Here is a 25,083-nt window from a genome sequence, read left to right as displayed (position 1 = left end):
ATTGATTATTACAATAATCATCGTATTAAAACAAAACTAGGCGGAAAGTCACCGGTTCAATACCGGAAACTTTCCGCCTAGGAAAAACAATATAATAATGTACAACTTTTGGGGTGCACATCATGGGTGTCTTTTTATATTTGTTTTGTTTTCATCACGATTGGTTTTAGCAATAGTGGTGCCAGAATTGTGGTTAATATGATTGAAGCGATGATTGTTGAGTAGTAATTATCTGAAATTAGATTATTTTTTAAACCAATTTCAGCAATAATTAACCCAACTTCGCCTCGACTAATCATTCCGACACCAATTTCGGTGGCTGATAAGCGATCGAATTTAAATAAACGAGATCCTAAATATGCTCCTAAAAACTTTGTTATAACAGCGACAATTGATAAGAACAGGAATAATGATGCGTTTTCTACGATTCCGCTTATATTCATGTTAAGACCAACGTTGACGAAGAAAATTGGAATGAATAATAAGTTACCAAATTGGTTCATTTGGTGGTTAACGGATTCTTTGTAGTTAGTCTGTCCAATTAATATACCAGCGAAGAAGGCTCCAGTAATTGCGCTGATTTGAACGTGTTCTGCCAAAGCGGATAATGATAAACAAACGATTAACCCAACTATTGGTGCTAATGTAGGAGCAAGTTTAATTTTAAATTGTTTAACTAAGATGAATAAAATCCAAACGAAAATAAAAAATCCAATTTGCATTAATATCAAAAGGAAGATGTTTGGATTTCCCTGTACTGAGCTACCACTGGTAAACGTAATAACAATACTTAGTAGCAAAATTGAAAGAATATCGTCTGCCACCGCTGCCCCTAATATTGTTACGCCTGGTTTTGTATTTAGGGCCTTCATGTTCTTCAGTACGGCGACTGAGATTGATACAGATGTTGCTGCGAAAATAACGCCGATGAATAGACTTTCAATGTTTGATAAAGCAAATAGTTTACTGGTGCAAAAAATACCAACGACCGGAAAAATAATTCCCATTATTGCCACGACAATGCTGGGCTTGAAATATTTTTTAAGTAGTTTTAAATCACTTTCTAAACCGGCGATAAACATTAATAAGATAACGCCTAATTCAGCCAATGAAGAAATTAAATTCGTTGGTTTAACGATATTCAAAATTGCTGGACCGATTATGACGCCAGCTATTAATTGTCCGACTACTGGAGGTAGACTGATTTTAGTAAATATTTTTCCAGTAATCAGAGAAGCTAATAGAATGATGGAGACTGATAAAATATAATCCACTAAATCTTCCTTTCGTTTTGTTTATGGAGATTATAAACACAGATCTAAATCCTGTAAATATCGGCTGATTTAGTTCTATAAATATGAAGAAAGATGAATTATTTCGACTAAAAAATGGGCGATTTATCTTAATTTATCAGTATATTAAGCAATATTTAGAAAATATTTTTAAATTTTGGTAAATAATTCCCAGCAAATATTGAAAACCTTCGCCTATAAACTATGATGAAGATAAAAACAAACGAGGGGGAGAAGTCCACACTACGTGGATAAACGGTTATGACAATTTTAAAACGAGTATTAATTTTAATCGGATTATTGATTCTGTCACCATTTGTGGGATTGATTTCTTACCCACTTAATTCTTTTCGCGGCGGCAACTTTCTAGCGTTAATCTTCCAAGTGATTTTCGCCATTGTAGTTGTCATTGGGGTAACAATCATCCTATACAGATGGTTGATCAAAGAAAAGTTCATCAGATTGTTTAAGGATAATCATTTTTCCAAGAAGATTATCGTCTACACCATCGAAATGATCGTGGTCGTAGTTTTATTAATGTTAATGAGTGGGACGCCTAACGGGACGATTTATCAAAAACTAGTGCACATGACTAGTTTTACAGACGTTAGACTCCAATACTTCTTCATTATTATTAGTGTGATTTTGGCGCCAATTGTCGAAGAATTCTACTTTAGAGGCCTAATCTTCACCTACGTTAAGAAGGCAACTAACCTAACCACGGCGCTAATCATTTCATCGCTATTCTTTGGATTGGCTCATTCATTATTCAATCCATTCATTTTTGTTACACATGCGATTGTGGCTATATTCATCGGGTTAGCCAGAAATAAATCAAATGGAATCGTCGCACCAATCATCATGCACATGATTTGGAACCTATTAATATTTCTGATGATTCTATAGAAAAAGCATCCTTAAATTATGGGATGCTTTTTTATTAATAGTTTTTATACAATCTTATTGAAATATAAAAAGAGTGCTATTATTAAGTGAATATAAAATTTATTTTTCTATAAGAAAGAAGGAAATTTTCTGTGAGTAGCGATAATTTAGAGAAAGTTTATTCATTTAATGATGGAGTATCAATTCCAGATATGTCAGATGATCTATATGAAAAAGCAACAATAGGAAGATATAAAGGTGGAAATATTTCAATTGAAATAAACACTTACGACATGAAACATCCTTTGATGTTAACTGTAGATGCACCGTTTATGTCAAATTACCCAAATGCTATTGCTTTTGATATAGATAATATTCAATTACGTTATTTGAATAAAATTGGATTTGAATTGGTTAAATTGGGTATAATGTCAGCTCTGATAGGTCAGGAACCATCAAAAAAAGGGAAAAAATACCCAATTTATGGTTTGAATGAAGATTTTTTAAACAATAGAAAAAGAAAAGTTGTTATTGCAAAAATGATTATACATGGAACTGAAGAACCTTTATTTAAAGTTTTATCAAATATTGCAAAAACTTATCATAAGAGAATTGGTGAACCTAATATATATTTTGACTGGGTTGACGGTAAACACCAAACTGCAATGAGTGTTACTATCAATTATCCGGGCCCCAAATATATAAGATATCTTAATTTAAATAACGGGAAAACATTAGGTATTGTAGAAAACGCTCCAAAACCATATAACACATATGAATATCTAGATGATGAGATGAAGGATTTCTTGACTCAAATGGTAAATTGCATTGACCAATGGTGGAATTCATTGCCAGATGTACCACAACAAATTTATGTTAAATAAGGATTTTATTTAGAAATTTACACAAAAAAGACATCGCCTAAGCGATGTCTTTTTATCAGTTATGGGCAGTCAGGGGATCGAACCCTGGACCCACGGATTAAGAGTCCGTTGCTCTGCCAGCTGAGCTAACTGCCCAAAATATTTATCTATTGGCTATCAACCAACAAAAAATATAATACCATGTTGGAATAAGGATTGCAACACCTTTTTTAAAATTAATTAACAAGATGTTTATCAATTCCTTGCCTCAAATCAACGATATTTATAATAGCATGATAATTATTATTTTGACAACCCCTAATTTTATAAAAATGTCGTACTTTAAATCTTCATTGCAAGAACATTACGTTTAGAAAACAAAAGTCCAAGCGTGTTATAATGTAGTAAGTTAACGGTTTAAAAATAGATAAAAGTATAACTATCCTTGAAGTGATAGTATTTCGTTAACATTTACATGAAGAAAAAACAAATCAATTCCTGTTAAGGAGATAGAATATTATGGCAAAAATTTTAGTTGTAGATGATGAAAAACCGATCACAGATATTGAAAAATTTAATTTAGAAAAAGAAGGATATGACGTTGTAGTCGCATACGACGGGGAAGAAGCACTTCAAAAAGTTGAAGAAGAATCTCCTGATTTAATTATCCTAGATTTGATGTTGCCTAAAGTCGACGGTCTAGAAGTGGCCAGAGAAGTTAGAAAGACACATGACATGCCAATTATCATGGTAACTGCCAAAGATTCAGAATTAGATAAGGTCTTAGGACTTGAATTAGGTGCTGATGACTACGTTACAAAGCCATTCTCAAATAGAGAATTAGTTGCCCGTGTTAAGGCCAACTTGCGTCGTCAATCTAATAACGACAATGGCCAAGTTTCTGATAACGAAAACAAGGACATTAAGATTGGTGACCTTGTAATTCATCCAGAAGCATACACCGTTACTAAACGTGGTGAAAACATCGAATTAACTCACCGTGAATTCGAATTACTACATTACTTAGCGCAACACATTGGTCAAGTAATGACTAGGGAACATTTGCTACAAACAGTTTGGGGTTACGACTACTTTGGTGATGTTCGTACAGTTGATGTTACTGTTCGTCGTCTAAGAGAAAAGGTTGAAGACAACCCAAGTCACCCAATCTGGCTAATTACAAGACGTGGGGTAGGGTACTACCTACGCAACTCAGAACAAGAATAATCGACAGAACTAAGGAGTAGTTTGCGGTGAATAGTAAGATTAAGTATTTTCAATCAATTCATTTTAAAATTGCGCTTGTGCTTGCGCTAATCTTATTGGTGACCCTAGAAATTGTTGGGGCCGTTTTTGTTAACCAATTGGAAAACAAGAATATGGCTTCATTTAAGAAACAAGTTCAGGTGCCTACTTACGTAAACACAACCTTAACTAATGAGCTTTCAAGCTCTAGTACTACCAAGGCCAACGTAAAAATTAAGTCATTGCTATCCAACATTGATAGTAATAACTACACCGAAATCAAGGTTGTTGATGCTAAGAACACCATTCGTGGAACAAACGAAGTCGGCGATCAAAGCTCAGTTGGTCAAAAAAACTTCAGAACCGATATTAAAAACGCGATTATCAACCGTCGTTCATCTAGTTCAATCACTAGTAACCCGGGCGATAGTTCGCGTTATTATACTGTCATCACACCGCTAATCAAGAGTAGTAACAACGAATTAGTTGGTGTTGTTTACGTGCACGCTAATTTAAATACTGTTTATAACGAAATTAACCAAATCACGGTTATTTACGTTGTTGCCGCTGTTGTCGCCATCCTATCTGGTTTATTAATTTCCATCGTTATTTCAAAGGCGATTACTAAACCAATTGATGAAATGAAGAAACAAACATTACAAATTGCCCGTGGGGACTACTCCGGTCAAGTTCACGTGTATGGACGTGATGAATTGGGTCAACTTGCCAATGCGGTTAACAACCTTTCAGTTAAGGTTGAAGAATCCCAAGAATCAACTGAATCAGAACGTCAAAGACTGGATTCTGTCCTAACCAACATGACCGATGGAGTTATTGCGACCGACCGTCGTGGATACGTCATCATTATGAACGATGAAGCGGCTAGTTTCCTAGAAACAACTGAACAAGATGCACTAGGTAACTCCATTTTAGACATTTTGGATATCAGAAAAGAATACAGTTTACGTGACTTAATCGAAAACCCAGATGAAACCATCATCGACCGTTCAGATAAGGATCATGACCTAATCTTGCATGCCCATTTCTCACTAATTCAAAGAGACTCTGGTTTCGTATCAGGGTTAGTCTGTGTGCTACATGATGTTACTGAACAACAAAAGATTGATAATGACCGTAAGGAATTCGTTTCAAACGTTTCTCACGAATTAAGAACACCGCTAACTAGTGTTCACTCATACATTGAAGCCTTACAAGATGGTGCCTGGAAGGATCCAGAAATTGCACCTAACTTCTTGAAGGTTACCCAAGAAGAAACCGACCGTATGATTCGAATGATTAACGACCTATTAACTTTGTCTAGAATGGATTCTGGAACCCAAAAGATTGATAAGGAACTAGTTAACATCACCGAATTGTTCAACTATATTTTGAACCGATTCGACATGATTATTAAGTCGGATGACAACAATAGTGAAAAGCCTAATAAGCACTACCGTATTGAACGTCATTTCACTAAACAAGACCTATGGGTGGAAGTCGATACCGATAGATTTACTCAAGTAATCGATAATCTAATGAACAACGCCATCAAGTATTCTCCTGATGGTGGTGTGATTACTTGTTCACTTTACAAGACCAAGCATAGCGTTATCTTAAGTGTTAGAGACCAAGGATTGGGAATTCCTAGAAGTTCCATTCCACACATTTTCGATCGTTTCTATCGTGTTGATAAGGCGCGTTCTAGAGCCCAAGGTGGAACTGGTCTTGGATTAGCAATTTCCAAAGAAGTGGTTGAAGCACTTGGCGGTAAGATTTGGGTAGAAAGTACCGAAAATAGAGGTTCTACTTTCTACATCTCACTACCATACGAACCAATCGAGGAGGACTTATGGGATGAAGATTAAATATTTTATACTACCAGCATTATTAACGATTGCGGTTGTAGTTAGTTTTGCTCTTTCTGCCTCCATTTTGATTAATCCGGCTCATTACGACCGTTCAAGTCAAAAGGTTTCTATGCAAAGTAGTCAGATTGATGCTAAACCAATGTCGACCATCTACTCACCAACTCAGGTGATTAGAACCAAGGACTCTGGTAAGCAATTCGTTCTAACCAACCAATCTGTTAACTTAACCACCGAAATTGGCCAACAAATGAACAATTATAAGGATCCTAAGTTTACAGAACTAAAGAGTAATGAAAAAGATTACCTTAAGTATCTAAATACAGATGATTCTGTCATGCTAAACTATCCGGATGCTTTGAATCTAAAGATTGTTAGCCAATATATTAGTAAGAGTTTTAAATCACTACCTAACGTTTCAATCAACCGACTTGTGATTCCATTTGACGACAGTAATGATATTTACCTATTCGCAGACCACAACTACGAGGTCTACAAGATTCACGTTTCAGATACTAACGTGAAGGGAATTAAAAAGGTTATCGAGGATAACGTCAGAGCAATTCCCGTTAAAATGAAAATGATTAATCACACTCCATTTATTGATTTCTATAAATCATTTACCATGCCTCAATATGGCTACTTGATTAATCGAACTTCACAAAATTACTACGTGACAAGACTGCTATCAGACTCACAAGATATCAGTGTCAAACGTCACCGTAGTTCAACTGTTTACAATGACGAAAATTCTCGTCAGTTGTCGTTTTCAAACGATGGCGAGGTCAATTACTACGATAGTCATCCGGGCAATATATCTACCAATATGACCCAGTTTTTGAAGGATTCATATCAAAATATTTCCCAATTACTAGTTAGCGATACCCTAGCCAACATTCGTTTCTTCGACTACGATGCTAAGAATTCAAAAGTTGTTTACAGAAACTACGTTGAAGGTTTCCCAATCTTCGACCAAACTCCTTACGGGGCAATCGAAATGAAGCTAGTCGATAATACTTCTTTGAAGTATAACTTCTCACTAAACACCCTTCAAATTCCGGTACCAACCGGACGTAAGGATACTAAATTAATTACTACCGATGAACTATTGAACAGTCTACGTAATCACGGATACAGTTCTAACAAGATTACAGACATTGAGTTGGCCTACCAATGGAGTAATACTAAGTCATCTGACATCTTGATTACTCTCCAACCAACATGGTTCGTTAAATATAACGGTAAGTACATGAACTATACCCAAATGTTATCAAGGGAACCACAATAAGATAGGAGGAAAGCTACATGGACTTTAAAAAGATACAAATCATTTTCTTGATTATCTTCGTGATGATTGATGTCTTCTTATTCTCTTTATTCAGAGAAAACTCACATCTTCAAACGGAAAACAGTAATCAAGGTAGTGATACTGGAATCATTAAGCAAATGCAAAATGATCAAATCACTGTAGCACCTAAACTATCTACAAGTGGTCAAACCGGATATTACCTATCCGCAGTCAACGATGACACTTTAAATAACGACGTAAATAAGTTGTCTAACCAAAAGGTTACCTACGCAAATCACATTTTAAGAAGCACTTTCAAACGACCAATCGGTCTATATTCCGGCGACTACCGTGACATCTTAGATAAGTTGATGAAGAAGTCAACCTTCGTTTCACACGGGACGGAATATGAATACAATTCTGATTTATCTACCAAGAACAGTGTTGTGTACTCACAGAAAACATCTGACGGATTGCTTTATGGTACAAAGCATGGTCAAATTACCTTCGACGTTAGTAACGATCACCTATTAGAAGGATATACGCAAAGTTACATGAATGATGTTAGCATTTTGCGTGAAAAAACCGACATCATTTCACCCGCTAAGGCTTTAGTATGGTTATACCAATACAACGAAATCCCTGACAACTCAAAGATTAAATGGGTTCGCTTGTACTACACCCAATTACTATCAATTAAGAACAATATCGTTTTAATTCCAACTTGGGTAATTGGATACACTACTTCAGATTCCTCTTCAGTAGTATCTAAGAGAATCAATGCCTTTAACGGTGCCATCTTGGACAGTAATAGCTCGACTCAATCAGCTACCAAATCGAATTAGAATTTTAGAAAGAGGATCAAAATGAACAACGAAGCAGACGATATGAAAATTAGTGTTTTATCTAGTGGAAGTGGGGGTAATGTAACCTACATTGAAACTAATCAACATAAAATACTATTAGACGCTGGTTTGAGCGGTGTCAGAATCGAAAGATTGATGAAGTCAATCAACCGTTCAATGAAGGATGTCGACATGTTGTTGGTTTCCCATGAACATACCGACCATAGTAAGGCCGTCGGTGTATTGGCCAGACGTTATCCGCAAATTAACGTATACGCAAACCAGCCAACATGGGATGCTATGCATGAAACCATCGGAGAAATTCCAAACGAACAAAAGAATATCTTCCCACCAAACATGGTAATGAACTTTGGTGACATCGATATCGAAAGTTTTGCCGTTTCTCATGATGCCGCACAAGCCCAATTCTACGATTTTCATCATCACAACAAGAGCTTCGTTGTCCTAACCGATACCGGATACATCTCTGATCACATTTATGGTGTTATCAATAACGCTAATGCTTATGTTTTGGAATGCAATCACGACGTTGAAATGCTTAGAAGTGGGGAATATCCATGGTCATTGAAGCAACGTATCATGAGTGACGAGGGCCATTTATCTAACGAAGATGGTGCTAACTCACTAATGGAATGTATCGGATATGACACTAAACGCATATTTATCGGGCACAGAAGTCATCACAACAACGTGAAGGAATTAGCCCATTTAACCGTCGCATCGATGTTAGAAGAAAATGATTTTGGTGTAGGCACCGATTTTGATTTATTGGATACCGATGTTGAAAAGGCATCTAAATTATTTACACTTTAGTTTGATTTAAGATTATTTAATATAATAAGATTAATAAAATTGATAGGGGGAAAACCTTATGAAAAAAAGTGACCGATTTGTCTTAAAAACAGGATTAATTGCCTTAGTGGCTGGACTATTGGGTGGCGGAATCGCCTACGGTGGTGCGAGCTTGTTGCAAAGCACAGGTGTCGACGTTGCCGTTCCAGCTGGTTCTAATGCGGGTGGGACAGCCTCAACATCTAATTTAAAAGTTAATGTGCAATCACAATCAGAAAAGGCATACCAAGCTGTTAAGAACTCAGTTGTTTCAGTAATCAACCTAAAATCAACTAGTTCGGACTCATTTGACTCAATGCTAGGTAAGAGTTCTAGCAAACTAGAAGCTAACAGTGAAGGTTCTGGTGTGATTTACAAGAAGAGCGGAAACGCTGCTTACATCGTAACTAACAACCACGTTGTGTCCGGAGCTTCAGCAATTCAAGTGCTATTAAGCAATGGTAAACAACTAGAAGCCAAGGTTGTTGGTACCGATAGCGTTACCGACTTAGCCGTATTGAAGATTAACGGAAGCATGATCAAATCAGTTGCTTCATTTGGTAACTCTGACAACATCAAGGTTGGTGAAACCTCTCTAGCAATTGGTTCACCACTAGGTTCTGCCTACGCATCTTCACTAACTCAAGGAATCATTTCCGCTAAGAAACGTGAAGTGCCATTGACTGGGTCAAACGGTCAAGCTACAGGTAACACCGCCACAGTTATCCAAACCGATACTGCTATCAATCCCGGTAACTCAGGTGGTCCATTGATTAACCTAGCCGGACAAGTAATCGGAATTAACTCAATGAAGTTAGCTTCTGATAGTGAAGGTACTAGTGTTGAAGGAATTGGTTTCGCCATTCCAAGTAACGAAGTGGTTAAGATTATCAACCAACTAGTTAAGAGCGGAAAGATTGAACGTCCAGCCCTTGGAATTCAATACGTTGACCTAACTAACATTGCGGTTAGCCAACAAAAATCAATCCTAAAACTACCATCATCTGTTGAAAATGGGGTTGTGGTTTACACAGTTACTAAGAACAGTCCTGCTGAAAACGCTGGATTGAAGAAATACGATGTAATCGTCGAACTTGCTGGTAAGAAGATTTCTAGCCAAGACGAAGTTAAGAACATTCTATACAGTCAAAAGCTTGGATCAACAGTAAGCATTAAGTACTACCGTGACGGAAAACTAAAGACCGGAACCATTAAGTTGACTGAAAGTACTTCTCAATTGAAAATCAATCAATAACACGTAATATTTTGAAAAAAATTTTAAGTTATGAAAACGCTGACATGCTGGACATTGTCAGCGTTTTGGCGTTTTTGAGGGGTTGTATTTAATCTAAATAAGATGTATAAATTTATATATTGGATTTTAAATTGATAAATAAAAGGAGTTTTTCATTATCACTATTTTTGGTTTTAGTGTATGGACATTGCTATTATTCATTCCAGTTGGTATCGTTGCCGGTATCTTAAGTACTGTAACTGGATTAGCTTCACTTGCCTCATACCCAGCGCTATTATATTGGGGCGCTTTAAACCCAATTTCAGCAAATATTACTAACACTTCCGCCTTACTATTTAACGTAGTAAGTTCAGCTGTTTCATCCAAGCGCGAATTAGATGGACACTGGAAGGAACTATTCAAAGTTATGACTATCATTTTCTTCGGTGGTATCGTTGGTGTTATTTTACTAACATTCTTACCATCAAAGGACTTTGAATACGCAGTACCTGTATTTATTGCAGCTGCTGGTATTGGTATCTTATTACCAAGCAAGGACACTACTAAGGCACCTACTGCTAAGGTAGTTGAAGAAGACAACATTGGCTCAAAGAAGATGCTTGTTGACTTCGGAATGATCGTTCTATTCTTCGTTATTGGTATCTACGGTAGTTACTTCGGTGCTGCCGCAGGTGTTATCCTATTAGCTGTTCTATCAAGAACAAGTAAAGATCCATTCCCTGTTTACAACGCTATTAGAAACGTTGCCATGGGTTCAGCTAACGTTATCGGTACTATCCTATACTCATTCAAGTATGGTCAACACGGTAGCACCCACATTTACTGGGCACTAGCTATTCCTCTAGGTATTGGTTTCCTAATTGGTGGTTACGTTGGACCTAAGATGGTTCGTGTATTACCAGTTAAGTTAATCAAGATTGTTACTGGTATTTTAGCGCTATACCTAGCTTACACTCAATTCGTGTCAGCTTACGGTATTCACTTATTCTACTTCTTCTAAAGATGAAATTTTGGCACCTATTGTTATTTATAACGGTAGGTGCTTTTTTTATCCTTTTCTTTTATTCGAAAAATGTTAATATGAAATTATGATTTTATTTTAGTAGAAAAAGAGATGAGAAGTCATTACTATTTTAGGTGTAAGTATTTGGATTATTTTATTGTTTATTCCTGTGGGAATCGTGGCAGGAATCTTGGGAACAGTTACCGGTCTATCATCACTAGTATCATATCCCGCATTGCTATACTTTGCTGGATTACCAGCCGTTTCTGCAAACGTGGTTAACAAGGCATCACTAATGTTTAATGCCGTTGGATCATGTATTTCTTCCACCCGTGAACTTAGAGGTCACTGGAAGGAACTATTCAAGATTATGGTTATCATCTTCTTTGGTGGAATTACAGGGGCGATTTTATTAACTGCACTACCATCATCTAGTTTTACCCATATCGTGCCATTCTTTATTGCCTTTGGTGGTTTAATGATTTTACTTCCAGACAAGAAAGAAGTGAACGAAAATACCGAAGGTGCATTGAACTTTAATCCTGCAGCCAAAAAAGATACGCCATGGACTTGGTTAAAGAATATCGCCATCATTGTCCTTACATATTTGATTGGTGCATACAGCGGATATTTTGGCGCTGCATCAGGAATTTTATTATTAGTCCTACTAACTAGAACTACATATAATGAATACACTGTAAGTAACGCAATTAGAAATGTAGCGATGGGAGCTGCCAACATCGTGGCAACCGTCTACTATTCTCTTTTTTCACACGTTGTGTGGATCCTAGTTTTACCACTAGGAATTGGCTTTTTCATCGGTGGATACATCGGACCAAAGATTGTGCGTGTGCTACCAGTTAAATTCATCAAGATTGCGACTGGAATTTTGGCCTTGATTTTAGCTTACACTCAATTTGTTTCAGCTTATCATGTCCACTTTCTATAAAAAGAGCGAAAAAATTTCGCTCTTTTTTTGTGCTTAAAATGTGAGTAATTTTAGAAAAGATAAAATTGATAATTAAAAACTATTTATATTTATAACTGAAAAGAAGAAATTACGTCATGCACGATGCAATCTTCTTACTATTAGTTAACACTAAGTTTATCCATTATGTTTTTTGTGATTATGCTGTACAAGACGAAAAAATAAAACTAAGAGTAAAATGATAAAAGGTGATATTACAATGTTTGAGACCTATAATCATTAATTAAAACTTAACTGAATTATAACTACAAATTATGTAAAAGCAGTGCTACAATACAAAATTGTTCCTCAGGTGATGCATGCAAATGATCACTTTTGTGGAGTTTACATCTTTATAAGCTCTATATTTAATATCTTGATTCGATTGCCATTCTTATTTTTTCTAAGACGCGCGACGAAAAAAATTCGGTGGACGAATGGTAGTTGGATGATGAATCAATATGTTATCTATATCGTAAATGCATATTGTTATGGTTTGTATGTCAAATACGCAAACCTAAGACAATTTAAGCAATCTAAATAATGCACTTTTCGTTGATTACTTCTTAATCGGAATAAATAGTCTAACTTGAGAGACTATTTCTCATCAATAACTTTGTGGTGGATATCTAGCAGCAATGATTTGGTAGGATCATTGTGATGCTTTTAGCCATTAGCATTGCTCCTTTTATTGATTGAGGTTAATCCATTAGGACACATAGTGTTTAGCTATTATTTATTATTTCTGATTCATATGATTATGTATTGTTCTGTGTGATGGTAGACACACAGAATAGTCAATTCCCCCAATCATTTATTAAGTTATGTTTCATAACGTACACGTAAGCTTTGATAATGACAGTTTCGTATGAATTTTGTTTTAAAAGTTGTTGAACCTTCTCTAGTATTTAGATGCTGCATTTAAAGATGTATTTAAGTGGCAATTCTTTTATTAAGACGTAATGGTCAAAAAAGCAATTGGTAGTTATTTCGAGAATTTAAGCAATCGGTGATGCATCTCCGTCACGCAGATTTATCCCAAAATCGTAATACTTTTCATTCCTTATAATAAAAGCATTCTCGATGGTAATTATTATTTAGACTATTATTATATTGCACTAAAAAAGCTTATCCTTAGCGGGATAAGCTTTTTTGTTTTATATTTTACCAATAGGAGAAGAATCCACGGTTGCCAAAGATGTAGCATGTTCTTGGCACAAACCAGTTATAGATACCTGTGAACCATCTATCTATGCAGTTAAAGAAACCGCAGCCCCAGCTGTAATGACGAACTGGACGACACCAACCCCATTGATATACCACTTTATGAGGTCTGCATGGGTTGATAGGTTGAGGTTGGCAGTTGTTGTTTGGTTGTTGATTACCATTATTGTCATTTGGGTTAGTAGGTTTTGTTTGGTCGTATTTAACGTTAGCATTACCACCAAATGAAACGGATGCTGATACTGAAGTGTTAGCAACGTTTTCAGTACCTTGACCTGAAATGGCAACGGTGTTCTTGTAAACATCACCATTAGGATTACCGTTAGCGTCAGTATCGTAAGTTAGGTTGATACCGTTGTTGAATGCACCAGCAAAGTTAAATTCTAGGTTGTTTTTTACTTGATTTACAGTGATAGCAGGAACAGTCTTGTTATCAGCAATGAAGTTGTTGTTTTCGTCCCAGTAACCAGAAGTTGCTTTGACACTACCGGAAACGTATTTTTGGTTTTTACCTAGTGAATCTGTCAATTTAACATTGCTAAGATCATTATGGTTAGGGTTGAAAGCGACATTCCATGTTATTTGTTTATGATCATCTTTTTTAAACCAGCCAGTTTTGTTAATAAACCAGTTTTTGCTTTTATGATCAATGTTTTTACCAGATACATTTAGGTTGATGTCACCTTGACGGTTAATCTTCTTATCTAGCAAGCTACTGTTGAAAGTAAGAGTTGCAGTGGAGTTGTTGATGTTAACAGTTCCTACTGCGACGTTATCGGTGTTGTAAGCTGGGAAACTGTTGGCCCCATCAACTCTGACGTTTTGAGGGATGCTCAATTGAATACTATCGTTTTCCTTAACATCGACGTTGTCTCCCATATTCCAATGATATTTCAACTTATATTGTGTGTAGTAATCCAAATTACTTTGGTTAGTTACATCTTTACCTTGGCTGTCTGAAACTTGATATGAGGAATTGATTTGATTTGTAAGGTCATCGGCATGTGCTGAAACGTTAAAAAAGAACAATCCCAAACAAGCAAAGACAAGTAGGCTAATTACTTTCTTTACCATAATCCTCATCACTCCGATCAATGTTCTGTCTTGTCCCATTTGAGTTCACCGATCATGATTTTATAAAGACTCACGATTGGAATGAAGAAGGTGATAACGTTAACCACAAAATAGTATAAAGTGTTGATAAAAGCCTTCCATATTGATAGATGCATTTTTGGATTTTCACGATGCTTAAAATACCAATTAATGTATCTTTGATATGAAATAGTAGCTAGAAAAGTTAGTATTATCCAGGTGAATAGAAGAGACATAAGTGTATAGTCTACTGAATGATAAGTGAAAAGAATATATATCTGGCGATAAAACACATAGATGTTAACGACATTGACGAATATATACAAAAATGGAATCACCATATCGACGGTTAAGTCGATTTTTAATCCAGTGTTAATATACTTACTCTTATAAACAGCTCCCAAGTATTTAAAACATTGTAATCCCCCTGTGCACCAACGAATTCTCTGTCTTATGTACTTGTACATACTACTGACTGCTTGTTGTCTGACGATAACATGGTCATTAAAGACACTGGTATATCCTTTGATCCAACCTCGAAGGGTAAATTCCATATCTTCTAGTAGGGCGTTATCCCACCCAACGTTTTTTGCCATGTCGAGACTCACAAATTGTCCATTACCAGATGCGATTCCATCACCTAAATTATCACGAGTGATTTGTGCTTTACGGTTCATTCCGCAAAACTCGACATCTTGAGCAACTTCTAGAGCGTTATTAATATTAATCATTTTCACGGCTGATTGAACCATACCAATATCAGGATTTTCTTGGAAGTCAAAAATAGCGGTTTCGATATCTTCAGAACTCATTCGACCATCCGCATCGATAATTAAGACAATATTCTCAGAATACTCGTTTTTGTGTTGATCAATATAAGATGTTGCGAAATTTAACACTGACCCTTTACCCGTATGGGCAATGTCAGAAGTAGTTTGCACCACGATTTCTTTCTTCGATTGAGCAATCGCAAAAGTATCGTCACTGGATTGATCATCGACGACTAAAATATGACCGGTAATGTTTGAATCAAGCTTATTAATCTCGTTTCTTAATGAAACAATGGTATCACCGATGACATTTTCTTCGTTCAATGCTGGAATTACAATCCACAAACAGTATTGTGAGACAATATTAATTTTTCTTTTCTTGTGTTTATAATGTTTTGAATGATTAACCAATAGAAATAGTACTTGTAATATATATAGAATATAAAAAATCATCGATATTACAAATAGAATTTTCACTTTATCTACCTCCGTTTTCGGGACAAGATAACTTCATTATATTCAGAAGTTTATAAATGTCTTGTCTATCCGAAATGCATAAGTAGTATATGATGACACGGTGTCGCTACTGGGATTGAGCGATTTTAAGTTTTTAGACTATATGTCATGTTCACGTGATTAATATTTCTTTTATATAAACTTATCTAAAAAAAGGAAAATTTTACCCATTTTTTGACAAACTATCCAATTATTCAGCTTCCACACTGATGGTTTTTTGTTGATCGAAATCGTATAACCCTTGGTCGGTTAGTTTCAATGTTGGAATTACTGGCAGTGTTAAGAATGATAGGGTGATGAATGGGTCGAAATCGACACCATCACTAATTTCTTTAAACGCTGCCTCGATTTCTTCCAGTTCGTGACTGGCTGCTTGCCATGACTTATCAGACATTAATCCAGCAACTGGTAATGGCATGGTGGCTAAAGTCTTTTCTTCGTCAACTACGGCAATGCCACCCTTAGTAGCGGTAACTTCTTGGATTGCGCGATAGATTGCTTCCTTGGTGGTTCCGACAGCGACGATGTTATGGGAATCATGGGCGACAGTAGTGGCAATAGCACCGTTTTTAATTTTAAAACCATGAACTAGTGCCAATCCATAAGTACCCAGTTGGTGGTGACGTTCTGCGTCGACCATCAATAATACGTCGTTTTCTAAATCGGTTTTGAAATAACCATCTTCTATAGGAACATCTTGAATAGAGTGGGTAGTTTCAATGTGATTTGCAATTACACCCATTACGTGGCATTTATTTGAGTTTAAAGGTAGTTTTAAATCATCAACTGATAGGTTTTGGTGGACGCAGTTGTCGCCGAATTTAATTGGGGTGGTATTAAAACTATCTTCGGTCATGACCTTACCATTTTTGATGACGGTCTTAACGTCGACTTGGTCTAGGTGATCAACGATTACTAAATCTGCTTGGTAGTCTTCCTTGATGGCACCTAACTTATCTAGTTTGTGGGCAACGGCAGCGTTGTAGCTAGCAATCTTATATGCAGTTTCTGGTTTTAGACCATATTGAATTGCTAACTTAATATTGAAGTTAATGCTACCTTCTCGAATGATGGTAGTGATGAACTTATCATCGGTACAGAATGAAAAACGGTCTGAATTATCTTCTGTAACTGCTTGAATGGTGTTTTGTAAATCTCTTTCAACGGTTCCTTCTCTTAAGAAGACATTCATATCGGCAGCAAGTCTGTCGTTCATTTGTTCTAAGCTGACCGATTCGTGATCGGTGGTAATGCCGTTTTCACGGTATTCTTTAAGTTGTTCCAAGGATAATCCGGCACCGTGACCATCAATTTGGTATCCGTGGTCTAAGGCATCCTTTAGTTTTGCCATCATGTCTTTATCCTTATTATGTACTGCTGGGTAGTCCATTACTTCGGCCAAACCGATAACGGATTCTTCAATATATAAAGGGTGTAAATCTTCAGCGGTCAAAGTAGCTCCATTATGTTCGAAACTGGTAGCGGGAACTGAGGAAGGTAACATCACTAGAACTTCTAGTGGAGTTTGTTTGGCGTCTTCAATCATGTATTTAATCCCGTCGGCACCTGAAACGTTTGCGATTTCGTGTGGATCGACGACGATAGAAGTGACCCCCATTGGCACTAAAACCTTACCTAATTCAGATGGAGTGACTAGTGAACTTTCGATGTGAACGTGTGAATCAATAAAACCAGGAACAACAAATTGATTCTTAGCGTCGATAATTTCCTTAGCTTTTAACTCTGGATGATTGCCGACAGCAATAATCTTGCCATTGTTAATAAAAATATCATTAATTTCGAAGCTGTTTGTAAATACATTTAAAACTTTTCCATTTTGAACAAGTAAATCGATTGTTTGCATTTTTCCACCCCAACTTTAATTTAATTTTGATTAAAATTATCAAGTATTATGAAACATTAATGAAAGAAAGTCAAATCTATTTTAATGTTCGGGAAACCTGCGTAGTATTAAGTCTTTAATAGATATATTTTCTATACTTGATAGAGTAATTTTTCAGTAGTGCCTAAAAAAATGTTTAAAAAGGGGGAAATGTAGTGTACAATTATATTGTTCTTAAAAATAGAAAGGGTGAAGAACTTTGAGTGAAAACGTTTCACATGAAAAAAAGGGCTTCGTTGAATATGCCAACGGTCCTTCACTAGAAGAAATTAACGGTGGAATTAAAGTTCCGAAGGACTGGGGATTCTGGAAGACTTTATTCGCTTACTCCGGACCAGGTGCATTAGTTGCGGTTGGTTACATGGATCCAGGTAACTGGGCTACATCAATTACAGGGGGTCAAAACTTTGGTTACCTATTGATGTCTGTCATCTTAATTTCAAGTTTGATTGCGATGTTACTTCAATACATGGCGGCTAAACTTGGAATCGTGAGTCAGATGGATTTGGCACAAGCCATTCGTTCAAGAACCTCAAAGACACTTGGTGTTGTTCTATGGATTATGACTGAATTAGCAATCATGGCTACTGATATCGCCGAAGTTATCGGTGGGGCCATTGCCTTATATCTTTTATTCCACATTCCTCTAATCTTAGCGGTATTCCTTACCGTATTTGATGTTTTATTATTGCTATTATTAACTAAAGTGGGATTCAGAAAGATTGAAGCAATTGTTGTTTGTTTAATCCTTGTTATCTTAGTAGTCTTCATTTATGAAGTTGTACTATCTAACCCAGATTGGTTTGGTGCTATTAAAGGTTTAGTACCAACTGAACGTACATTCTCAAGCAGCCATCCAGTTGCTGGAATGACTCCACTATCAGGTGCTTTAGGTATTATTGGTGCTACTGTTATGCCACATAACCTATACCTACATTCAGCTATTGCTCAAACTAGAGCTATTGATCACAACGATGAAGAAGACGTTGCAAGAACTGTTCGTTTTGCTACTTGGGACTCAAACATCCAATTAACATTTGCATTCTTCGTTAACGCTTTACTATTAATCATGGGTGTGGCCGTATTTAAGACTGGTGCCGTTCAAGATACATCATTCTTCGGTCTATTCGATGCTTTAAACAACACTAAGATGTTATCAAACCCAATCTTAATTGGAGTTGCTAAGTCTGGTATTTTATCAACATTATTCGCTGTTGCATTGCTTGCTTCAGGTCAAAACTCAACAATTACTGGTACTTTATCAGGACAAGTTATCATGGAAGGTTTCGTTAACATGAAGGTTCCTCTATGGGCTCGTCGTTTAATTACTCGTCTAATCTCAGTTGTTCCAGTACTTATCTGTGTTGCTTTAACCGCTGGTGAATCAACACTAAAACAACATGCTGCGATTAACGATTTGATTGAAAACTCACAAATTTTCTTAGCATTCGCATTACCATTCTCAATGCTTCCATTGTTAATGATGACTAATAGCGGTCAAGAAATGGGTAACCGTTTCAAGAACAGATTATGGGTTAATATTTTAGGTTGGATCTCAGTTATTGTGCTTATTTACTTAAACGCAATTAACATGCAACCTGCTGTTGCTGGTTTCTTCAGTGACAACCCAACTGCTGCTCAAAATGCAGAAGCTGGTGTAATTGCTAACATCATTAACGTTGTTATCATTCTTCTACTAATCTGGACATTAGTTGAACTATACTTAGGTAACAAACGTTTAAGAAACAGAGAAGACTAAAATAAAAAATTCAAGAATAGAAGGCGAAAATTATGCAAAACATGGACGTCGAAATTAATTTCAAGAATATTTTAGTTGCTGTCGATGATTCAGATGATGCTTTACTAGCTTTCAAGTACGCTATTTCACGTGCTAAATCAGAAGGCGCAAAGCTAACCATCGTTTCAGTACTAGAAGATGAAGAAATCAATGTTTTCCAATCATTATCAGGACAATTTGTTCATGGTAAGTACGAAGATCTAGAAAAACATCTAGAAAAATACAAACAAACTGCTGAAGCTGCCGGTGTAGCCGATGTTGATATTATTGCATCAACCGGTGAAGCTGGGGAAACCATCATCAAGGATGTGCTTCCTAAGGTTAACCCTGATTTATTGATAGTTGGATCAGAATCAAAGAAGGGCTTAGCTCGTCACTTTGGTAGCCAAGCTGCCTATATGGCAAAATACTCACCAGTATCAGTTATGGTGATTAGATAAAACTATTGATTAATTACTCACTCCGAAAAAAGACCCAAGATAATATCTTGGGTCTTTTTTATAAAACCAAACAAAAAATCCATAGGATAACCTATGGATTTTTTATTATTCAACATCTAAAACGGTTTGTTTTTGTTTGAATTGTTCTTTTACGAATTCATAGAACTTTACTTGTGTGATGTAGTAGTAAGGGAATACGTAAATACCGACGATTCCGGAAGTAATGGCAACTAGAATCATCCAACCGATGAATGATAGTTGTAATACAAGATAATCTACCTTGTAGCCCTTCATCATGTCTTGGCTGGTCATGATGGCAGTGTAGGCGCTAACCGGTTGGTTGGCCAATCTAGCATCTCTGTATACCCAAAGTGCTTGGGTGTATGCAAAACTCTTGATTACTACCCATACGGTTACGGCAATGAATTCTGCGATAGAAAGGGATAATCCTAATGCGTTTGGTATTAAAAGCATGAATAGAAAACCAGGGATATATAGTAGTGACCATAGTGATAATAAGATTGATCTTAAAACCCAAGTCCATGTGGTACCCCAGAAAAGACGTTGGTCGTCGATAAATGTTAGTGATTTTCTAAGTGGATTTTGGAAATCATCTTGTCCTCTCAATACGTTGAAGGCGGTGTAGATAGCACCAAGTAAAAAGATTGAAGATAAGATTATGAAAATAAATGTTGCAACATAGTTAACGGCGTCATTACTTGTAATGTTAGTAGTAACATTTGTGGCATCTACATTAAGAACTGAGTTAAAGCTTACTTGATTAGCTAAAACATTGTAAGCAATGTAAGTTAGCAAGAATGGTAGAAATAGGATGAAGAAGAAGCGTTGGTGACCACGGATTAGGCCTTTAACTTCTTGTTTTTGTTCTGGACGATTGTACATGATAAGCCTCCTGTCTTATTTAATGTCTTAATTATACCAAAAACCCCGGTCGAAGAAATCTGACCGGGGTTTAATTTTTGATTAAGAATGATTTAGATGTTCTTCCAAGTGTCGTGACCGATTGAAGGGAATAGGTGAACATTTCTTTCAATTTCAAGTGGGGTCATCTTCATGTTAACGGCTGGAACAATCATGTCCACTGCGTTATCAGCTTGGTCTGAGATTTCAGTAAAACCAACTAAGCGTTGTTCCTTGTCAAAAATGTAGGCATTCTTAACAACTGGTTCCTTAGTGATTTGTCTAAACCATGTGTTAGTAGCATCGTGTTCTTCAACAGTGTATTCTTCACTAGCGTTTGCTTCATCAACAGTAACACCCATTTGACTGATACGAGGTGAAGTAAATACTACTGATGGAATTGCTGGGAAGTCGATTGGTTGATCAGTTTCACCGGCAAATAAGTGCTTTAGGTATTGTGATTCGAATGTTGCTGTTGGAGTTAAGTTTGGTTGACCGGTAGCGGCAACGTCACCTGAAGCGTAGATGTTTTCAACTGATGTTTGTAGGTATTCGTTAACTAGGACACCTTTCTTATCATCGTATTTAACACCCACTTCGTCTAGACCCATGTTGTGAACCATTGGAACACGACCAGAAGCGTCTAGAATGTAATCAACAGTTAGTTGTTGGTTGTCAGCGTAAGTAACAGTGTATTCGTCAACATCTTGGCTGAATGAACGTAGACCAGAGTTTTCAACAAACTTGATACCTGATTTCTTCATTTCGTCCATTAGGATTTTTACGTATGGTTGGTAGAAAGGACGTAATGCCTTGTCACCATGCATGAACATAGTAACATCAGCACCTGCTTCGTTTGCCATAGTAGCAAATTCCATGGCGATGTAACCAGTACCAACAATTGCCATACGTTTTGGCATGTCTTCTAGTTCCATGAAGTCTCTTGAATCATGTGATAATTCAGTACCTTCAATTTCAACTTTGTGAGGTGTTAAACCTGTGGCGATAACAATCTTGTCTGAAGTTACGTGTTCACCATTAATTTCTAATGTGTGAGCATCAGTGAACTTAGCGAAACCATGGATAACATCCATTCCTAAGCTCTTCATAGTTGCTTCACGGTCTACCTTGATTGGTAGGATTCCCTCGCGTTTGTGTTTGATGTTTTCTTTCCAGTTTAGCTTAGTGTCACCTTCAACAATGTCTTTCATACGTCTTTGGGTCTTAGCTAGGGTAACTGGTCCATCAAGTGAGATTTTGGCGTTACAACCCCAGTTAGGGCAAGTACCACCAACGGCGATTGCTTCTACAAACGCAATTTTAAAACCTTGTTTGCAAAGTGTCTTGGCACCGTCGAATGCGGCGTGTCCTGATCCGATGTAGATAACATCGTAATCGAAGTTAGGATTTTTCATGTTAAAGCCTCCGTATTTATTACGATTTTTATATTTTCTTATATTAATTAATGTACAATATTGTAGTGTTGCAAACAAATATATTGACTCGATTTTAACGGAATTTTAACCAATAAAAAAACCACCCAAAAGGGTGGCTTTACTTAATATTTTATAGATGTTGCCAAGCGTCACTACCGATAGTAGGGAACAAGTGGACAATCTTGTTAATTTGAGATTTGTCTAATTTTAGAGCGACGGCAGGTAGGATGGAATCAATTACGCTATCTGCTTCATCAGAGACTTCTGTAGCACCAACTAAATGGTGTTCTTTGTCAAAGATGTATGCACGTTTAGCGATTTTTTCATTGGTAATTGAACGATACCAATCAGCAGTCATATCGTGTTCTTCAACAGTGTAGTCATCACTGTTTTTAGCTTCTTCAACTGAAACACCTACTTGAGCGATACGAGGTGAAGTAAATACAACTGAAGGAATAGCAGGGAATTCAATTGCATCCTTGGTTGCACCTGAGAATAAGCTTGTTAGATATTGTGATTCGAAGATAGCTGTTGGAGTTAATTTTGGTTGACCAGTTGCAGCAACGTCACCGGAAGCATAAATGCTATCAACTGATGTTTGTAGATGATCGTTTACTTCAATACCGCTCTTCTTATCGTACTTAACACCAACTTCGTCTAAACCAATGTTTTCGACATTTGGAATACGACCAGTCGCATCTAAGATGTAGTCAGTGAAGACTTGGCGGTCATTTGATAGTTCAATGGTAGTCTTGCATTTTTCTTCATGGAATTCTTTAACTTCTGCATTTTCAACGAATGTAACACCTTTTTCCTTTAAGTCGTTAACTACAGAATCAACGTATTCTCCATTGAAACCACGAAGTGCACGATCGCCATGCATGATAACAGTAACTTCTGATCCAGCGGCATTAGCAATAGATGCAAATTCCATTGCAATGTATCCAGCACCAATAATAGCGATGTGAACAGGAAGTTCGTCAATGTTTAAGAAGTCCTTAGAGTCATGTGCCATTTCCTTACCAGGAACATCCAATCTGTGTGGACGTAAACCAGTAGCGATGACAATCTTATCAGCAGTGTAAGATTTACCATCAACATCAACAGTATGAGGGTCAGATAACTTACCATATCCATTAATAACATCAATACCAAATGCTTCTAGACCACCCTTGATGGCACCAGAAATACCATCGATTACTTTATGTTTGTTTAACATGTTTTGGGTCCAGTCAATGCTTAATTCACCCTTAATGATGTTTTGTAGACGCTTTTGAGTTTCTAAAACTTGTGCTGGTAAATCTAAAGCGATTTTAGCGTTACAACCCCAGTTGGGACATGTACCACCAATTTTATCGCCTTCAACGACAGCAACTTTGTAACCTTTTGCAGCTAATGGCATAGCACCGTCAAAAGTACCATGTCCAGCACCGATGTATAATACATCATAATCAAAATTTTCAGCCATAATTATCAAGTCCTTTTTTCAAATTATTATGAATTACTAATTTATAAGATAAACTCATGTATTGTGTAATTCAATTAATTTGCCTCAAATTATATAGTGTAAGACATAACAAAATTTATATATTTTATAAAAAAATAATAATAAAAGTACTGTAAAAATAATAAAAGTAGTATATAATTGCTTTGTGAATAAATAAACAAAAGATGAAAAGAGGATGTTACTATGACTCAAAAAGTTGCATTTGTTACAGGTGCCGGTCAAGGTATCGGTAAAGCAATCGCTGAAAGATTAGCTCAAGACGGTTTTGCAGTTGCAGTTGTTAACCGTACTGCTGAAAAAGGTGAAGCGGTAGCAAAAGAAATTAACGCAAATGGTGGTAAGGCAATTGCTGTTCAAGCAGACGTTGCTGACAGAGACCAAGTATTTGCTGCAGTTGAAGAAACTGTAAAACAATTGGGTGACCTAAACGTTGTTGTTAACAACGCTGGTGTAGGTCCTACTACTCCAGTTGAAACTATCACTCCAGAACAATTCAACACTGTATACAACATTAACGTTGCATCAGTTATCTGGGGAACTCAAGCAGCCAAGGCTAAGTTCAACGAACTAGGTCATGGTGGTAAGATCATCAACGCTACTTCTCAAGCTGGTGTTGTTGGTAACCCTAACTTAACTCTATACGGTAGTACTAAGTTTGCTATTCGTGGTATCACTCAAACCACTGCTCGTGATTTAGCTGGTGAGGGTATCACTGTAAACGCATTTGCTCCTGGTATTGTTAAGACTCCAATGATGATGGACATTGCCCATGAAGTTGGCCAAAATGCAGGTAAGGATGACGAATGGGGTATGCAACAATTCTCTAAAGATATCGCATTAGGTTACTTAGCTGAATCAGAAGACATCGCTGCAGGTGTTTCATTCCTAGCAGGTAAAGATTCAGACTACATGACTGGTCAAACACTAATTCTAGATGGTGGTATGCAATTCCACTAAAATCATATCTTGGATATGAAAAAAGCCGTAGCTTAGGAACTGAAGTTATAATATTGAACAGATAAATAAAAGCACTTTCGATAAAATGATTATTTTAATTTGATAAAATAACATAATTCGGAGGTGTTTTTTGTATGGCTAATAATAGATATTCATATG

The 25,083-nt window shown here is 36.6% G+C and carries 21 protein-coding genes and 1 tRNA gene; 14 read left to right on the top strand and 8 right to left on the bottom strand.

Annotated elements, in window-relative coordinates; genetic code table 11:
- On the top strand, positions 1 to 81 hold the full coding sequence (locus OEZ61_RS08225) for an IS3 family transposase (RefSeq protein WP_225349253.1): 81 nt from the start codon (positions 1 to 3) through the stop codon (positions 79 to 81).
- Between the two features lie 53 nt (positions 82 to 134).
- Here the strand turns inward: OEZ61_RS08225 and OEZ61_RS06420 are convergent, their stop codons facing one another.
- Positions 135 to 1,274, bottom strand: a complete 1,140-nt coding sequence (locus tag OEZ61_RS06420; RefSeq protein WP_290047175.1) for a cation:proton antiporter — start codon at positions 1,272 to 1,274, stop codon at positions 135 to 137.
- Positions 1,275 to 1,553: 279 nt separating this feature from the next.
- Here OEZ61_RS06420 and OEZ61_RS06415 point away from each other — a divergent pair, with 279 nt between their 5' ends.
- Entirely contained in the window at positions 1,554 to 2,198 is a 645-nt protein-coding gene (locus OEZ61_RS06415) for a type II CAAX endopeptidase family protein (RefSeq protein ID WP_290047174.1), read from the top strand.
- A 131-nt stretch (positions 2,199 to 2,329) separates the two neighbouring features.
- Positions 2,330 to 3,061, top strand: a complete 732-nt coding sequence (locus OEZ61_RS06410; protein ID WP_290047173.1) for a hypothetical protein — start codon at positions 2,330 to 2,332, stop codon at positions 3,059 to 3,061.
- Between the two features lie 62 nt (positions 3,062 to 3,123).
- On the opposite strand, the gene OEZ61_RS06405 is transcribed toward OEZ61_RS06410, so the two are convergent.
- Positions 3,124 to 3,196, bottom strand: a tRNA-Lys gene (locus OEZ61_RS06405).
- 360 nt (positions 3,197 to 3,556) lie between these two features.
- On the opposite strand from OEZ61_RS06405, the gene yycF reads away from it, so the two are divergent.
- The 8 genes from yycF to OEZ61_RS06365 all read left to right on the top strand — a co-directional run bounded on the left by yycF (position 3,557) and on the right by OEZ61_RS06365 (position 12,342).
- Positions 3,557 to 4,267: a response regulator YycF gene (yycF, locus tag OEZ61_RS06400; protein ID WP_171823637.1), complete on the top strand. Its 711-nt coding sequence runs from the start codon at positions 3,557 to 3,559 to the stop codon at positions 4,265 to 4,267.
- A gap of 26 nt (positions 4,268 to 4,293) precedes the next feature.
- Positions 4,294 to 6,150 carry a cell wall metabolism sensor histidine kinase WalK gene (walK, locus tag OEZ61_RS06395; RefSeq protein ID WP_041152643.1) on the top strand — a complete coding sequence of 619 codons (1,857 nt, stop codon included), beginning with the start codon at positions 4,294 to 4,296 and terminating at the stop codon, positions 6,148 to 6,150.
- On the top strand, positions 6,140 to 7,438 hold the full coding sequence (yycH, locus tag OEZ61_RS06390) for a two-component system activity regulator YycH (RefSeq protein ID WP_290047172.1): 1,299 nt from the start codon (positions 6,140 to 6,142) through the stop codon (positions 7,436 to 7,438). The genes walK and yycH overlap by 11 nt, the downstream gene beginning before the upstream one ends.
- 17 nt (positions 7,439 to 7,455) lie before the next feature.
- Positions 7,456 to 8,283 (top strand): two-component system regulatory protein YycI, encoded by an 828-nt coding sequence (locus OEZ61_RS06385; protein WP_290047171.1) that lies wholly within the window; start codon positions 7,456 to 7,458, stop codon positions 8,281 to 8,283.
- A 21-nt stretch (positions 8,284 to 8,304) separates the two neighbouring features.
- The gene (locus OEZ61_RS06380; RefSeq protein ID WP_034533829.1) at positions 8,305 to 9,117 is read left to right on the top strand and encodes an MBL fold metallo-hydrolase; all 813 of its coding nucleotides are present in this window, start codon (positions 8,305 to 8,307) and stop codon (positions 9,115 to 9,117) included.
- A 58-nt stretch (positions 9,118 to 9,175) separates the two neighbouring features.
- Complete coding sequence (locus OEZ61_RS06375; RefSeq protein ID WP_290047170.1) at positions 9,176 to 10,390, top strand: trypsin-like peptidase domain-containing protein; 1,215 nt, start codon at positions 9,176 to 9,178, stop codon at positions 10,388 to 10,390.
- A gap of 187 nt (positions 10,391 to 10,577) precedes the next feature.
- Positions 10,578 to 11,390: a sulfite exporter TauE/SafE family protein gene (locus OEZ61_RS06370; protein WP_034533833.1), complete on the top strand. Its 813-nt coding sequence runs from the start codon at positions 10,578 to 10,580 to the stop codon at positions 11,388 to 11,390.
- A gap of 172 nt (positions 11,391 to 11,562) precedes the next feature.
- Positions 11,563 to 12,342 carry a sulfite exporter TauE/SafE family protein gene (locus tag OEZ61_RS06365; RefSeq protein ID WP_225424901.1) on the top strand — a complete coding sequence of 260 codons (780 nt, stop codon included), beginning with the start codon at positions 11,563 to 11,565 and terminating at the stop codon, positions 12,340 to 12,342.
- Positions 12,343 to 13,524: 1,182 nt separating this feature from the next.
- On the opposite strand, the gene OEZ61_RS06360 is transcribed toward OEZ61_RS06365, so the two are convergent.
- The 3 genes from OEZ61_RS06360 to ade all read right to left on the bottom strand — a co-directional run bounded on the left by OEZ61_RS06360 (position 13,525) and on the right by ade (position 17,826).
- Positions 13,525 to 14,658, bottom strand: a complete 1,134-nt coding sequence (locus OEZ61_RS06360; protein WP_290047169.1) for a collagen binding domain-containing protein — start codon at positions 14,656 to 14,658, stop codon at positions 13,525 to 13,527.
- A gap of 17 nt (positions 14,659 to 14,675) precedes the next feature.
- Positions 14,676 to 15,791: a glycosyltransferase family 2 protein gene (locus tag OEZ61_RS06355; protein WP_290047168.1), complete on the bottom strand. Its 1,116-nt coding sequence runs from the start codon at positions 15,789 to 15,791 to the stop codon at positions 14,676 to 14,678.
- Positions 15,792 to 16,152: 361 nt separating this feature from the next.
- Positions 16,153 to 17,826 (bottom strand): adenine deaminase, encoded by a 1,674-nt coding sequence (gene ade, locus OEZ61_RS06350; RefSeq protein ID WP_290047167.1) that lies wholly within the window; start codon positions 17,824 to 17,826, stop codon positions 16,153 to 16,155.
- A 238-nt stretch (positions 17,827 to 18,064) separates the two neighbouring features.
- Between ade and OEZ61_RS06345 the strand changes: the two genes are divergently transcribed.
- Both OEZ61_RS06345 and OEZ61_RS06340 read left to right on the top strand, forming a co-directional pair.
- Positions 18,065 to 19,624, top strand: a complete 1,560-nt coding sequence (locus tag OEZ61_RS06345) for an Nramp family divalent metal transporter (protein ID WP_160184750.1) — start codon at positions 18,065 to 18,067, stop codon at positions 19,622 to 19,624.
- 41 nt (positions 19,625 to 19,665) lie between these two features.
- Positions 19,666 to 20,103 (top strand): universal stress protein, encoded by a 438-nt coding sequence (locus OEZ61_RS06340; RefSeq protein WP_140999989.1) that lies wholly within the window; start codon positions 19,666 to 19,668, stop codon positions 20,101 to 20,103.
- A 105-nt stretch (positions 20,104 to 20,208) separates the two neighbouring features.
- On the opposite strand, the gene OEZ61_RS06335 is transcribed toward OEZ61_RS06340, so the two are convergent.
- The 3 genes from OEZ61_RS06335 to OEZ61_RS06325 form a co-directional block, all read right to left on the bottom strand.
- Positions 20,209 to 21,006 carry a DUF975 family protein gene (locus OEZ61_RS06335; protein WP_290047166.1) on the bottom strand — a complete coding sequence of 266 codons (798 nt, stop codon included), beginning with the start codon at positions 21,004 to 21,006 and terminating at the stop codon, positions 20,209 to 20,211.
- Between the two features lie 92 nt (positions 21,007 to 21,098).
- Positions 21,099 to 22,439, bottom strand: coding sequence for an NAD(P)/FAD-dependent oxidoreductase (locus tag OEZ61_RS06330; RefSeq protein ID WP_290047165.1), 1,341 nt, complete (start codon positions 22,437 to 22,439; stop codon positions 21,099 to 21,101).
- Positions 22,440 to 22,590: 151 nt separating this feature from the next.
- Positions 22,591 to 23,928: an NAD(P)/FAD-dependent oxidoreductase gene (locus tag OEZ61_RS06325; protein WP_034530695.1), complete on the bottom strand. Its 1,338-nt coding sequence runs from the start codon at positions 23,926 to 23,928 to the stop codon at positions 22,591 to 22,593.
- 222 nt (positions 23,929 to 24,150) lie between these two features.
- Here OEZ61_RS06325 and OEZ61_RS06320 point away from each other — a divergent pair, with 222 nt between their 5' ends.
- Positions 24,151 to 24,924: a (S)-acetoin forming diacetyl reductase gene (locus OEZ61_RS06320; RefSeq protein WP_053794960.1), complete on the top strand. Its 774-nt coding sequence runs from the start codon at positions 24,151 to 24,153 to the stop codon at positions 24,922 to 24,924.
- The last annotated feature ends 159 nt before the right edge of the window (positions 24,925 to 25,083 follow it).

This window comes from Apilactobacillus sp. EABW-1NA, assembly GCF_030398685.1.
GTDB lineage: Bacteria > Bacillota > Bacilli > Lactobacillales > Lactobacillaceae > Apilactobacillus > Apilactobacillus waqarii.
The sequence above is the reverse complement of the archived record's forward strand: the minus strand, read 5'-3'. Positions and strand labels throughout refer to the sequence as shown.

Bases quoted from the DNA above. Each gene is read 5' to 3' on its own strand.
- OEZ61_RS06340 (WP_140999989.1), top strand. From the start codon at position 19,666: ATGGACGTCGAAATTAATTTCAAGAATATTTTAGTTGCTGTCGATGAT.
- OEZ61_RS06360 (WP_290047169.1), bottom strand. From the start codon at position 14,658: ATGGTAAAGAAAGTAATTAGCCTACTTGTCTTTGCTTGTTTGGGATTG.
- ade (WP_290047167.1), bottom strand. From the start codon at position 17,826: ATGCAAACAATCGATTTACTTGTTCAAAATGGAAAAGTTTTAAATGTA.
- OEZ61_RS06385 (WP_290047171.1), top strand. From the start codon at position 7,456: ATGGACTTTAAAAAGATACAAATCATTTTCTTGATTATCTTCGTGATG.
- OEZ61_RS06325 (WP_034530695.1), bottom strand. From the start codon at position 23,928: ATGGCTGAAAATTTTGATTATGATGTATTATACATCGGTGCTGGACAT.
- OEZ61_RS06320 (WP_053794960.1), top strand. From the start codon at position 24,151: ATGACTCAAAAAGTTGCATTTGTTACAGGTGCCGGTCAAGGTATCGGT.
- OEZ61_RS06375 (WP_290047170.1), top strand. From the start codon at position 9,176: ATGAAAAAAAGTGACCGATTTGTCTTAAAAACAGGATTAATTGCCTTA.
- OEZ61_RS06415 (WP_290047174.1), top strand. From the start codon at position 1,554: ATGACAATTTTAAAACGAGTATTAATTTTAATCGGATTATTGATTCTG.
- yycH (WP_290047172.1), top strand. From the start codon at position 6,140: ATGAAGATTAAATATTTTATACTACCAGCATTATTAACGATTGCGGTT.
- OEZ61_RS06335 (WP_290047166.1), bottom strand. From the start codon at position 21,006: ATGTACAATCGTCCAGAACAAAAACAAGAAGTTAAAGGCCTAATCCGT.
- OEZ61_RS06380 (WP_034533829.1), top strand. From the start codon at position 8,305: ATGAACAACGAAGCAGACGATATGAAAATTAGTGTTTTATCTAGTGGA.
- OEZ61_RS06330 (WP_290047165.1), bottom strand. From the start codon at position 22,439: ATGAAAAATCCTAACTTCGATTACGATGTTATCTACATCGGATCAGGA.